The 12071-nt window shown below is 43.7% G+C and carries 12 protein-coding genes and 1 pseudogene; 9 read left to right on the top strand and 4 right to left on the bottom strand.

Going from position 1 to position 12071, the window contains the following annotated elements:
- The first annotated feature begins 6 nt into the window (after window positions 1-6).
- The 4 genes and pseudogenes from G7B18_RS01335 to G7B18_RS19035 form a co-directional block, all read left to right on the top strand.
- Window positions 7-1614 carry a RagB/SusD family nutrient uptake outer membrane protein gene (locus tag G7B18_RS01335; protein WP_164121931.1) on the top strand — a complete coding sequence of 536 codons (1608 nt, stop codon included), beginning with the start codon at window positions 7-9 and terminating at the stop codon, window positions 1612-1614.
- Complete coding sequence (locus G7B18_RS01330) at window positions 1614-2654, top strand: metallophosphoesterase family protein (protein WP_164121930.1); 1041 nt, start codon at window positions 1614-1616, stop codon at window positions 2652-2654. Before G7B18_RS01335 ends, G7B18_RS01330 begins: the two co-directional genes overlap by 1 nt.
- A 37-nt stretch (window positions 2655-2691) precedes the next feature.
- Window positions 2692-3993: an FISUMP domain-containing protein gene (locus G7B18_RS01325; RefSeq protein ID WP_164121929.1), complete on the top strand. Its 1302-nt coding sequence runs from the start codon at window positions 2692-2694 to the stop codon at window positions 3991-3993.
- Between the two features lie 302 nt (window positions 3994-4295).
- Window positions 4296-4418 (top strand): annotated as a pseudogene (locus G7B18_RS19035) (IS66 family transposase); the annotation flags it as partial.
- Between the two features lie 111 nt (window positions 4419-4529).
- Here G7B18_RS19035 and G7B18_RS01315 read toward each other — a convergent pair.
- Window positions 4530-7466, bottom strand: coding sequence for a DNA polymerase III subunit alpha (locus G7B18_RS01315; protein ID WP_205601691.1), 2937 nt, complete (start codon window positions 7464-7466; stop codon window positions 4530-4532).
- A complete protein-coding gene (gene dinB / locus G7B18_RS01310) occupies window positions 7447-8625 on the bottom strand; it encodes a DNA polymerase IV (protein WP_164112047.1) in 1179 nt (392 codons plus the stop codon). The genes G7B18_RS01315 and dinB overlap by 20 nt, the downstream gene beginning before the upstream one ends.
- Before the next feature lie 92 nt (window positions 8626-8717).
- Between dinB and G7B18_RS01305 the strand changes: the two genes are divergently transcribed.
- Window positions 8718-8987 carry a helix-turn-helix domain-containing protein gene (locus G7B18_RS01305; protein WP_164112046.1) on the top strand — a complete coding sequence of 90 codons (270 nt, stop codon included), beginning with the start codon at window positions 8718-8720 and terminating at the stop codon, window positions 8985-8987.
- Here the strand turns inward: G7B18_RS01305 and G7B18_RS19355 are convergent.
- Complete coding sequence (locus G7B18_RS19355; RefSeq protein ID WP_164112045.1) at window positions 8890-9273, bottom strand: DUF1016 N-terminal domain-containing protein; 384 nt, start codon at window positions 9271-9273, stop codon at window positions 8890-8892. The genes G7B18_RS01305 and G7B18_RS19355 overlap by 98 nt on opposite strands.
- Before the next feature lie 146 nt (window positions 9274-9419).
- On the opposite strand from G7B18_RS19355, the gene G7B18_RS01295 reads away from it, so the two are divergent.
- Window positions 9420-9569 carry a hypothetical protein gene (locus G7B18_RS01295; RefSeq protein ID WP_164121928.1) on the top strand — a complete coding sequence of 50 codons (150 nt, stop codon included), beginning with the start codon at window positions 9420-9422 and terminating at the stop codon, window positions 9567-9569.
- Between the two features lie 910 nt (window positions 9570-10479).
- Here G7B18_RS01295 and G7B18_RS01290 read toward each other — a convergent pair.
- Entirely contained in the window at window positions 10480-10860 is a 381-nt protein-coding gene (locus tag G7B18_RS01290; protein ID WP_164121927.1) for a hypothetical protein, read from the bottom strand.
- Window positions 10861-10983: 123 nt separating this feature from the next.
- Between G7B18_RS01290 and G7B18_RS19350 the strand changes: the two genes are divergently transcribed.
- The 3 genes from G7B18_RS19350 to G7B18_RS18910 are packed head-to-tail and all read left to right on the top strand — an operon-like array spanning window position 10984 to window position 12045.
- The gene (locus G7B18_RS19350; RefSeq protein ID WP_205601690.1) at window positions 10984-11331 is read left to right on the top strand and encodes a DUF4372 domain-containing protein; all 348 of its coding nucleotides are present in this window, start codon (window positions 10984-10986) and stop codon (window positions 11329-11331) included.
- Window positions 11282-11797 (top strand): transposase, encoded by a 516-nt coding sequence (locus tag G7B18_RS18915; protein WP_205600227.1) that lies wholly within the window; start codon window positions 11282-11284, stop codon window positions 11795-11797. Before G7B18_RS19350 ends, G7B18_RS18915 begins: the two co-directional genes overlap by 50 nt.
- A 38-nt stretch (window positions 11798-11835) precedes the next feature.
- The gene (locus G7B18_RS18910) at window positions 11836-12045 is read left to right on the top strand and encodes a hypothetical protein (protein WP_205601689.1); all 210 of its coding nucleotides are present in this window, start codon (window positions 11836-11838) and stop codon (window positions 12043-12045) included.
- The last annotated feature ends 26 nt before the right edge of the window (window positions 12046-12071 follow it).

Here is a 12071-nt window from a genome sequence, read left to right as displayed (position 1 = left end):
CACATTATGATGAGAACAAATTTTAAGAAAATAACACCATTCGTTGTAGCAATTGGTTTAGGTCTAACTTCCTGCACTAAGCTCGACGTACCTATAGAATCCGAGATTACACCCGATAATTTTCCTGTTACTCAAGAAGACTTCACGGCAATTTCGGGAGCAGCCTATACCTTTTTGCATTACAAGTATTATACTATCAATCATATACTGATGCAGGAGCTTTCAGGAGATGGTGCAATCTTGACAGCTAATGGGGGCAATTGGTATGACGACGGTAGATACCAAAATTACCACCTACATCAGACCAATGGTGATCAGCGATTTATCAAAGAAGTATGGACAGCATGGTACAATGGCATAAGTAAGATAAACAGTCTACTTCCATTATTACAGCAGGCTCAGGAGAACTCTTTCAAAACTATTACTATCGCTGAGATGCGTGCTTTGAGAGCTTATTTTTACTATTTATTAATGGATGACTTTGGAGGAGTGCCCTTAGTTACCGAGTTCGGAGCGAACGTCAAGCCAGTTGGACGTAGTTCGAGAAGCGATGTTTTTGATTTTATTGAGCAGGAGCTACTCGAAGCCTTACCTAACTTAAGATCAGAAACTGGTGTCAAGACCTACAGCAAACCCACCAAATGGATGGCTTATTCCTTGTTGGCCAAGTTATACTTAAATTCAGAAGTTTATACGGGTACTGCTAGATACAACGATGCCATCCTAGCTTGTGATATGGTGATTGAAGAATCTCAACGATCTGGCAGCATCAACTTAGAGGCCGACTACTTAAAAATGTTTGACTATGATAACGGGCCACAGATCAAGGAGTTTATTTTTACTATTCCTTGCGATCCGGTAAATAATCCAGAGCAGATTCCAGCGCGGTATTGGCTTCATGGAGGCTTAAGATCTAGTTATCAATTGCCCTATACACCCTCCGGTAGTTTACGGGCGCTGCCCAAGTATTATGAACTATTTAGTAAAGAACCACAGGATGTGCGGAACAAATTTTGGCTTGTTGGCAAGCAATATTATAGCGATGGTAGTCCTGTCATCATAAAGACCACGAAGAAAGGTATGGACAACAGTTATACTGGAGCTGATGGTGCTACGGCCATAGATTATCACCTCGAATTTACACCTGATATCCTTTTTAGGGATCTTAAAACTTTCGAGACAGGCAATGACGAGTTGGGGAGGGCTATAGGTTATCGAGTCAATAAATTCCGTGCCGACCCTACATCTACCTCTAGAAATCAAAATAATGATCAACCTATCTTTAGATATGCAGATATCTTACTAATGAAAGCCGAGTCCATATTACGGGGAGGACAGGCCACGATGGGCCATACTGCACTAGAGCTTTTCAATAAGGTTAGGTCTAGGTCAAAAGCGTCTAGTTACTCATCCATCGACCTTCAAGATATCTTGGATGAGCGAGCACGCGAGTTTGCCTTTGAAGGTTGGCGTCGAAACGATCTGATACGCTTTGGTAAATTCGAACAACCGTGGGGTGTCAAGACCAGTACTGACATACAGAAGCGTGTTTTTCCAATACCGACCGAACAGATTAAATTAAATCCATTATTAGAACAAAATCCAAGTTACTAATGCGAAAAATTATTGTTATAATATTCACTTTTGCATTCGGTCTTTCCCTAAAAGTCGATGGCAATAATTACATCTACGAATGTATCTTATCTTCAGATAGTGTTGATTATATCGTTCCACCTATTTTAAAATTTAATAAGGATAGAAAGTTTAAGGTTGTCCAGTTTACCGACTTTCACTATCAATACAATTCTAGGCGATCTGATACGGCGGTTATGCAAGCTTTAGAGGTGATCCGTTTAGAAAAGCCGGACTTAGTAGTTTTAAGTGGTGATGTCGTCTGTTCGCAGAATACTAGTCTAGCATGGAAATGTCTCGCCGATTCGATGAAATCCAGTACCACACCTTGGGCCGTTATTCTAGGTAATCATGATATTGAGTATGAGATGACCGGTCGTGAGATTATGGATCAGCTCACAGGTTTGCCTTACTGTATGGCGGTCAACGGTCCCTCTGATATTTCCGGACATGGAAATTATGTGCTCTCCATATTAGATTCCGAGGGTAAGCAACGCGTGAATGAACTTTACTTTATGGATACGCATACCAGTTTAAGGAAAGACAAAAGTTTGGGTGAGTATGATTGGATAAAGAGTGATCAAATCTTATGGTTTAAGCATCAGGCAGTACTGTCCGAACAGGAGTTAGGTAAGATCGTACCCTCTCTACTTTTTATTCATATTCCTCTACCCGAGTACAACAATGTTCTTTACCAAAATTCTACAATTGGAATACAGGAGGAACTCATATGTTCGCCGGATATGAATTCAGGTATGTTTACCGCGCTCAAAGAATCCGGTGATGTAATGGGCGTATTCTGTGGACATGACCATAATAACAATTTTATCGGCGAATATAGAGATATAGCCTTGGCCTATGGTTCAGTATCCGGTATTGAGTGTTATGGAAAGATAGGGCGAGGAGCTAGAGTTATCGAGTTGAACGAAGACAAAAGAGGATTTACCACATGGATACGCTACCCTGCCGCCCCCGTCAAGTACAAAGTAAGTTATCCAGATTTTTATAAAAAAATAAAGTGAGGCCTGTCAGCTTCATTTCAGATACAGAATTAGAATAATGAAAAACACTTTAGCTTTGATGATGGCTATTACCATCCTAGGACAATGGGCCTATGGGCAAAAAATAATAGCACATAGGGGTGCATCGTTTGATGCCCCCGAAAACACGAGAGCCTCTACATTGTTAGCCTGGAAAGTAGGAGCGGATATCGTAGAGACCGACATAAAGATGACATCGGACCATATTATCGTAGTTATGCACGACGGCAGTACATTTCGCACTACAGGAGTTGATCACAAGATCGAAAAAACGCCATACCATGAGTTATCTAAATTAGATTACGGATTATTCAAGGGAGATGAATTTAGAAGCGAAAAACTGTTGACGCTCCAAGTCCAATTATCCTTGGTACCCCAGGATAAGGAACTGATGATAGAACTAAAAGGAGGACAGGAGATGATTCCTTTCTTAGTCCCCTTGGTCAAAAATAATCAAGGATCTGTCTCTTTCAAGTGTTTTGATTTAGAAACTATATTAGCGCTTAAAAAGATATTTCCAGATAAGAAATGCTACTGGTTGTGTAAAGACCGGGAAAAGCTACATCAAGGTTTGGAAAAAGCCGTAGCAGGAGGTATTGATGGTCTAAGTCTGCACTATAGTACCGTCGACAAGCATGTAGTTGAGCTGTTGGATTCAAGGAAAATGGAAGTTTTAGTTTTTACAGTAGATGATCCGAGTGCCGCCCGTTTTTTCAAGGATATTGGTGTTAGTGGTATAGTGACCAATAGACCTGACTTTATTAGATCCGAGTTGAAGAATTCGGACAAGTACAGCTACATCCTAGACCCGAGGGACAACAAAAAGTACTCTACCATCCGGATTGGTAATCAAGAATGGTTGGCCGAAAACTTAGCGTATAATCAGGCAGGGAGTGTTGCCTATGAAAACAATGAAGCAGTATCACAGGTATATGGTAGGTTATATACGCAGGATCAAGCACAGGCGGCCGTCATAGATGGCTGGCGTCTACCGTCGGTAGAGGATTGGGAGCGACTGATTATGGCAGTGGGAGGAAGCTCGGTTGCTGGCGGCCGGTTGAAATCTACACTTCTGTGGTTGCCCCCCAATAGTGGCTCGACCAATGAAAGCGGCTTCAATATCCTTCCTGGCGGCAGTCGGTACCATAGCGACTCATCATTCAACAACATTAAGGATCATGCTTGCTTTTGGACGGATGATGTATTTGACAATATGACATCTTGGTATTATTACGTCAATCATGATCGGGAGAAAATCTATCGTAATAGATTACGTAGCAGCAGTGGTTTCAGTGTCCGGTTGGTACGTGATGTCCAATAACCCTATTTTAGGTCATGTTGTTTAGCAAAGTTCTCGTTTTAAAAAATAAGAGGACTTTGTTAAATTATTATCTATCGTTACTAAAGCTGACTAAGCCCGAGGTCGAGATTTTTTTTAAAAGGAGTATAAACTGGTTGGGTTATGTATGATGTTATGGACATCCGGTTTATCTCCTTTGTGTTTTCAAGCATTTCATCAATGATAGGCTATGTATTTGATTAAGACGGTAAATGCTTTCGCAAAAACCCGCCTACCTGCTAACCCATATTATTCTACATAGAGGTATTGTCGCTGTGCTTATGCTTGAAAACTTTAAAGGGTATCTCCAGACGGATGGCTATGCGGTATACGATAGCTATGCCAAAAAGAAAGAGGTAACACACCTGGCCTTTTGGGCACATGCGCGCCGTGAGTACGAAAAAGCATAGGATGATTAAAGCATTTCAATTGAATTGATAATTAAAATTAGACCATAAGGATAGTCGATAGAATAATAATTTTAATGGGGGCTGAGATCTACCCCAAATTCATCGTTGTTAAACACTCCTCGGATCAGCTTTCAGCGGCATCTTGCCACATCGGGTTACCTCGATGGCAGGGCATCCAAATTCGACCACCACCTTACCCTCGATCAGGTATAGGCCATTGCCCCGCAAGGGGTATTGGGCCAGCGAAGGGGGGAAGTGTACTGTATCAAAGAAATCCCCGTCCGCATCTAGGAAAGTGCCAAATTTCATCAGCTTCTCGCTTTTCGTACGTACATACTTTTCGACCACAAAATCCCCCACCATACGGATCATTTTTCCCTCGTACTTCATCAGGTCCGCAGCCCTGGCATCCCCTTTATAATCACTGCGTGCCAGATCGAACAGCGAACCCGACACCCCAAAGCCGATCAGCTCTATTTCATCATAATAGTCCTCCAGTACCGAGCTTTGCAGCTTCGGCAATACCGGTTTACGGCTCGCCAATTCAAAGAGTAGCGGTACCGTTTCAGCCCGCTTATCCTTAGACAGCAATAGATGCGCTTCCCATAGCAGTTCCTTCTTGCCCAATCCCATAAAGCGGAAAGCGCCCGTCCGGATAAGGATAATCAGCTGTTCCAGTTTAGCCCCCGTACGCCGTACAAAGTTTTCCAGACTCGTATATTCCCCATTGGCCATTCGTTCGGCTGGGATACGTAGCGCCAGTTTATCATTCAGATTCAGGAGCGTGTCAAAGCCCAGAAAAATATCATCTCCATATATCGTTGCCCCAAATACCGACCTGTTCACACAGGGCAGGTTCACGCTGGCACCCGCACGTTTAGCTTCATTGACATACACCTTGCGGTTATAAAAGCCCCCATAGTTGTTCAGCACCGCCACCATAAACTCTTTCGGGTAGTACGTCTTCAGAAACAGACTCTGATAGCTTTCGACCGCAAAGGAAGCCGAGTGTGCCTTGTTAAAAGAGTACCCTGCAAAGCTCTCCATCTGCCGCCATATCTCCCTGCTCGCACTTTCGGGGTAGCCCTGCTTGCGGCAATGTTCGAAAAATTTACTTTCGATTTCCAGCAGATGCTCCTTGCTGCGGTACTTGCCCGACATCATCCTGCGCAGCACATCTGCATCCGACATATCCAGCCCCCCGTAGGCATGGCCGATCTTCATCACATCCTCCTGGTACACCATCACACCGTAGGTCTCTTCCAGCTGCTCCTTGAATACAGGATGCGGGTACACCACAGCTTCGGGATTATGGTGGCGACGGATAAATTCCGCCATCATCCCCGACGAAGCCACCCCCGGGCGGATAATCGACGAAGCAGCGACCAGTGTCAGGTAATCATCACAGCGGAGTTTGGTGATCAGCTGCCGCATCGCCGGCGACTCCACATAAAAGCAACCGATCGTATTGGCCGACCGGAGCTGATCCGCAATCTTCGGATCCTCAAAAAAGCGTTTCGGGTTGCCCGTATCGATGCTGATACCCCTGTTCTGTTTTACGATCTCCCGACAGTCCTTGATATGGCCGATACCCCGCTGCGATAGGATATCAAACTTCTCAAAGCCGATATCCTCCGATACATACATGTCAAACTGCATGGTAGGCAGCCCTTTGGGCGGATAGTCCAGTGCCGAATAGTAGGTGAGGGGCTGTTCAGAGATCAGCACCCCACTGGCGTGTATCGTCCGCTGGTTCGGAAAATCCGCCATCCTGTTATACACCGAGAGGATCGTGTTGGTCACCTCATTCTTATTCAGCATATTTTCAGGTTCATGCACCAGTCGGTCTATCTCCGCTTTGGGCAGGCCGTACACCTTACCCAGTTCACGCAGTATACTCCGCGAGCGGAACGTACTCATCGCACCCATCAGGGCAGTATGCCCCGTCTGGTAGCGGTTGAAAATATAATCATAGATATCGTCACGCTCATTCCAGCTAAAGTCGATATCAAAGTCCGGCGGCGACTGCCTTTTCGGGTTCAGAAAACGCTCAAAGGGCAGTTTCAGTTCGATCGGATCCACATCCGTAATTCCCAGGCAGTACGCTACCGCCGAGTTGGCTCCCGAGCCACGCCCCACGTAGTGGAAGTCCCGGCTGCGTGCATAGCGGCATATATCATCCGTGATCAGGAAATAACTCGAGAAGCGCAGATTCTCGATAATCTCCAGTTCCCTCTTGATACGCTCCTGCGCGACCTTGTCCATCGTGCCATACCTGCGCACGAGTCCCTCCATCGTATATTTATGCAACAGCTGCTTATCATTGACAGGATTGCCCGTAAAGGACTCCTTATTCTTCATTTTCTTAAAATCCAGATCAAAATAGCAGGAGCCAAGCAGGCGGTTCGTATTACGTATCAGGATTGGGAAGTCCCGGTACATTTCCAGGAGCTGCACCTTCGGTATCAGCACCTCATCCTTATCCGCCACCATCCGTTTGTCCAATTGCGAGAAGAGAATATTATGGTCTATCGCCCGCAGCTGGCAGTGCAGTTTATAATCCTCCGGGATGAAAGAGACCGGTGTCAGGATCACATAGCGTTCCCAGTTTGCAGCAGTTTCCAGGCGGATCAGATTACGCTCGTTTGGCTTAATACCGATATACTCATTCTCCCGTAGATCCTTTATCGACCTGCTGCCGTAGGGGTAGATCATGTACACCTGATCCAGAAAAGGAGGCGAGTCCGGCAACCGCGAAGCCTCCCTGTTGTGCGTCGTCATCAGCTCATTCAGCTGCCTGAATCCCTCATTATTACGTGCGATACCTATGTACAGCAGCTCGTCCTTATTCCTGAACTCCATGCCGGCGAGAATATTCAACCCCGCTTTTATCCCCAGACGCAGCAAATCCAACGAACCCGACGAATTGTTGATGTCCGTCAGTACCGCCGTATCATGTCCCGTAGCCAACAGACCCTCCACCAGATCCTCCAGACGCAGCGTGCCATAGCGCAGGCTAAAATAACTATGCAGGTTGAGCATCATTCGCACCTCCTTTTTTATCCAACAGACAGATCCCCTTCTTTATCAGCTCCACGCCATAGCGGTTCCTGATCTTGTCGATAGCCTGCATCAGTCGTATCTCTTCGAGGGTATCATTGAATAGATCCACCTGATACGAGCCATGTATCAGCTTGCTGAATTTGACACCGATCAGGCGTATCAGCATCCGGCGCGTGTAGAGCTTTTTGAACAGCTCCAAAATCTTCTCCGTTATCACCCGGTCCGAATTCGTATACGGGATAGCGAGCTGCTGCGTATGCGTATCAAAGTTCGAGTAGCGGATCTTCAGTGTTATACAGCCCGTTAGTTTCTGCTGATGCCTCAGGTCGTAGGCCAGCTCATCCACCATCGCGACCAGTGTCTTGCGCAGGATATCCATATTTATCGTATCCGCCAGAAAGGTATTCTCCTTGCTCATACTCTTCTGCTCGCGGAATGGTACCACCGCACTGTGATCCACCCCGTTGGCCTTATTCCAGATCGATACCCCATTTTCACCGAGCACCCTGCGCATGGTAAATACCTCCATCTGTTGCAGTGTTTTGATCTGCGATATCCCCATATTGCGTAGCGTGAGGTACGACTTTTCGCCCACCATTGGTATCTTACGGATCGAGAGCGGTGCCAGGAACATCTTTTCCATACCACCTACCACCTGTTTCTCGCCGCAGGGTTTCGCTTCGCCCGTAGCTATTTTGGATACCGTTTTATTGACCGATAGGCCAAAAGAAATCGGTAGCCCCGTCTCCTTGATGATCTTTCCGCGCAGCTCCTGCGTCCATTTCCAGCAGCCAAAGAATTTATCCATTCCCGTTATATCGAGGTAGTGCTCATCGATCGATGCCTTCTCTACGATAGGCGTTATCTCCTCGATGATCTCCGTCACCGTGCCCGAATACTTGGAGTACAGGTCATGGTCACCCCGCACCACCACGGCTTCGGGGCACATCCGTAGTGCCAGCTTCATCGGCATGGCCGAGTGCACCCCATATTTGCGGGCCTCGTACGAGCAGGAAGCCACCACGCCACGATCTCCATTGCCACCGATCAGCACAGGCTTGCCCATGAGATCCGAATTTATCAACCGCTCTACCGATACAAAGAAAGTATCCAGATCACAATGTACGATATGCCTCTCCATCACTAAATATTTAAATTACTAACAAAATTAGTATAAACTATGGCTAAGAATTGTATATTTGTTGCTAATATTTGTAGCAATATAGGAGGGTTATGTCATTACTAGCTGATAATATGCGTTTTCTGCGGGGGCGTCGGGGCCTGTCCCAGCAGCGGGTCGCTGATGATCTCATCATCACCCGATCGAGGTATGCCAAGTACGAAGAGGGGGCTTCCGAGCCACCGATAGAGCTATTACAGCGTATATCGCGGTATTTTCAGGTGTCTATAGATCTACTGGTAGGTATCGATCTGCAACGGTCTCGGATAGAAGAGCTATTGAAGCTACCGGATTATCGGATGGTGCTGCCTTCTTTTCCATAAAATACCCCTTGTTCACGTAGTATATTTTTCTCCCGTTCGATTTCGGCTTTCTACTTATTTCACTTCTTTCGTAGTACAGCATATTGATCTGTCGTTTGAGCTCTCGAACACTCCAGGCATTTTTAATTGTTTCAAATTCAACAAATGTTCTTTTCTTGAGATCAGTGATGAGAATAAGCTCTAATAGATGTGAAAATGATAAGTTGTAGAGTAACTTTGTTACAGCAGAGAGCTGGAGCTCCCCGTGCGTACTTTGTATACCGTTGACCAGTTTAGCGAATTCCATCGTAATAAATGTTTCAAAAGGTTAATAATTAAGTTCAAATATTTAGCTTATAATAAGTTAACGGAAAAAAAAGACTAACTAAAAATTTTAGTAAATTAAAATATCTCCTTGATCTCGTGCTAAAAGCCATATCCCAACATAGTGCTATGTCGCGTGCAGATATCGATGAGTTGTTATGGAATAAGTTTCCGGAGTGGATGACGGATGAACAGAGGAAGATAAAAATTAATAATCTATTGTCAGAATTAAGACGAAAAGGAGTGAAGGGATGCCAGGGGATCGGATTCTATAATTAACAAAGTTAATTTGTATCCTATTGTTTTATAGATATATAAGATTTATATTTAGATATTCATAATTTAAGATTTCCGCGCCAGCGGTTTATAATTGGTTTAAAAATCGATTTCTTAAGGTTACCTTTTATTACTGATCGGCATTAACAACAAACAGGTATCAGTATGTTTATAGCAGCATTGAAACTATTTATCACCCAGTATGTTATTTTTTGGATAATTCTCTTTCCGATTTGGTATATATTCATTGCTACTGATACCATATATTTGCTGCTATCCCAAATAGCTTTTCTAATATTCGGCCTATTGTTTTTTACCATAGGATACGTCTTCTTTGGGTTTTGGCAATTGCGACCCAAGTTATTTTCTGCTTTATCAGGTCTTATACCTTTACTTTTTCCTTTCTTTATCAGCCATGTATATATTAACGACCGATTAGTAGTGCTATTCATAGCTCTAGTAGCGATGCTTTATATATGTTACTTTTTTCCTTGGTTTAGAGACAAAGAAAAAGAACCATCAATAAATTCAAGCCCTGCTAAGGACTGAGATATAGCCGAGGTGTCAATAGAGAAAGTTTACAAGATAAATTTAGCTTTCTCATATATATTCATAATAAGGCTCCGCGCCAGGTGATTTAAACCGCAAGGACTAAATTTGTGTTGAGTGCATTTGATTTATGCAGGTGTATGTTCTTCCCTAGTTAGGGGGGCTGTTCTTCTGTGGAAAGAGGGATTAACAATGTCCTTAGGCACTCTAAACATTGAGGCGCCAGCAGGGGCTATCTTGTATAATGTTATTTCTCTCTTGAAACCTCCACTGTCTGGGGAATCATTGTGAATCCATGCTCAACTTTAAGAATTATATAGACACGAGCTGGAAGCTCGAATCAGCATGGGAAGGGCTTCAATAACTACACTTTTTTGACTTCTTGAATTAGTATCATCCATAAGAACGATGTTGATGTTATAAGAGATAGAATACTTACAAGGTAACGCATTTTTAAATAAGCAGAACTTCTGTTTTCATCATTTATTTCGACAGGATAATTGGCATATTTTGGATGCTTAATTAGAAAACACATCAAAATTAAAACTCCTAAATTTACTAATAAGCCATAAATTAAATGAATCTTTCCTCCTTTTTTATCTGGTGATCCAGAAAAATCAAGATGCGTAATAACATCATCATTCAGCATATTATAAATATTGAATAATTTTACGGAGGAAATAATCAATAATATTATAGATAGACCAAATATTATAATTACTGCTTGAGGAACTTTGTCTTCCATATTTTAAAAAAAGTAAAATTTTGATATGTTGGATCACTAGCGTCCTAAATGGTTAAAAAAATAGCGGTGTTTTAATACAGCAAAAGTTGCTATATTGAAATCGCTAAATTTTAACCCACCGCCATGGTAAATGTAAATGTTTTCAGTCAGATTTTATCTCTTATCGACAGGGAATTATTTAACCCCCTGGTCATTAAGCACCAGAGTGATAAACATTCCAAGGGCATCAATAGCTGGACTCATCTTGTTAGCATGCTGTTCTGTCAATTTTCCTCAGCAGACTCCGTTCGTGATATCAGTAACGGTCTTCGTAGCACCACAGGTAATCTCAACCACATGGGCGTCAGCCGCGCTCCGAGCAAGTCCAATATTTCCTATATTAACAAACATCGGCTGCAAGAGCTTTTTAAAGACCTCTACTTTGCTTGCTTTATTAGACAAGCTTTGGGAGAAAGACACCCATTTTCGTAAGGAGCTCCGGCAATTAAAGCGTAAGATCTATCTGATGGACGCGAGTATTATCCCCTTATGTCTATCGGTATTTGACTGGGCAAAGTTCCGCAGTACCAAAGGTGCTGTAAAACTTCATACCGTCCTGGATTACGATGGTTGTTTACCCGTTTTTATGCAGATTACGGACGGTAAAGTCCATGAGAGCCAGCGGGCTAACAGCTACAGTTTGGCCAAGGGAAGCGTGGTGGTGGTCGACCGCGGGTATGTGGATTACAATTGGCTCGGGGATTTGGACAGCATGGGCTGTTTTTTTGTGACCAGAAGCAAAACCAACATGAAGTACACCGTAGTCAAATCATACCAAAGCGAAATACTCTCAGCCAATGGGATCCTTAAGGATGAGTTGATTGAGCTGTGTGGATCTGCTGGGGAAAAGTATAAAGGCAGATCGAGATCTTCTTCAAGCACCTTAAACAACGGCTAAAGGTCTCCACGTTCGTCGGCACGTCCGAGAATGCGGTAATGATACAGATCTGGACATCGATGATCGGGATATTATTGCTCAAATACCTTCAGAAGAAAGCGAAATACGACTGGAACCTGTCCAATCTTGTAGGGTTTATCAGGATGAATATATTCGTGAAAATAAATATCTGGAAATGGATCGATGACCCATTTATAAGACGACCGAATAAGGACGAAAATGGTCAATTGCAGCTATTCTCTGGATGAAAAGCAGGATCAAAATTGAAATGATA

Origin of the sequence: Sphingobacterium sp. xlx-130, assembly GCF_011007405.1 — a bacterium.
GTDB lineage: Bacteria > Bacteroidota > Bacteroidia > Sphingobacteriales > Sphingobacteriaceae > Sphingobacterium > Sphingobacterium luzhongxinii.
This window is presented reverse-complemented; position numbering and strand designations above follow the sequence as displayed.

What these genes read in the sequence shown, in the direction of transcription:
- G7B18_RS01315 (WP_205601691.1), bottom strand. Translation starts at nt 7,466, where the DNA reads ATGATGCTCAACCTGCATAGTTATTTTAGCCTGCGCTATGGCACGCTG.
- G7B18_RS01330 (WP_164121930.1), top strand. Translation starts at nt 1,614, where the DNA reads ATGCGAAAAATTATTGTTATAATATTCACTTTTGCATTCGGTCTTTCC.
- dinB (WP_164112047.1), bottom strand. Translation starts at nt 8,625, where the DNA reads ATGGAGAGGCATATCGTACATTGTGATCTGGATACTTTCTTTGTATCG.
- G7B18_RS01335 (WP_164121931.1), top strand. Translation starts at nt 7, where the DNA reads ATGATGAGAACAAATTTTAAGAAAATAACACCATTCGTTGTAGCAATT.
- G7B18_RS18910 (WP_205601689.1), top strand. Translation starts at nt 11,836, where the DNA reads ATGATACAGATCTGGACATCGATGATCGGGATATTATTGCTCAAATAC.
- G7B18_RS01290 (WP_164121927.1), bottom strand. Translation starts at nt 10,860, where the DNA reads ATGGAAGACAAAGTTCCTCAAGCAGTAATTATAATATTTGGTCTATCT.
- G7B18_RS01325 (WP_164121929.1), top strand. Translation starts at nt 2,692, where the DNA reads ATGAAAAACACTTTAGCTTTGATGATGGCTATTACCATCCTAGGACAA.
- G7B18_RS01305 (WP_164112046.1), top strand. Translation starts at nt 8,718, where the DNA reads ATGTCATTACTAGCTGATAATATGCGTTTTCTGCGGGGGCGTCGGGGC.
- G7B18_RS01295 (WP_164121928.1), top strand. Translation starts at nt 9,420, where the DNA reads ATGTCGCGTGCAGATATCGATGAGTTGTTATGGAATAAGTTTCCGGAG.
- G7B18_RS19350 (WP_205601690.1), top strand. Translation starts at nt 10,984, where the DNA reads ATGGTAAATGTAAATGTTTTCAGTCAGATTTTATCTCTTATCGACAGG.
- G7B18_RS19355 (WP_164112045.1), bottom strand. Translation starts at nt 9,273, where the DNA reads ATGGAATTCGCTAAACTGGTCAACGGTATACAAAGTACGCACGGGGAG.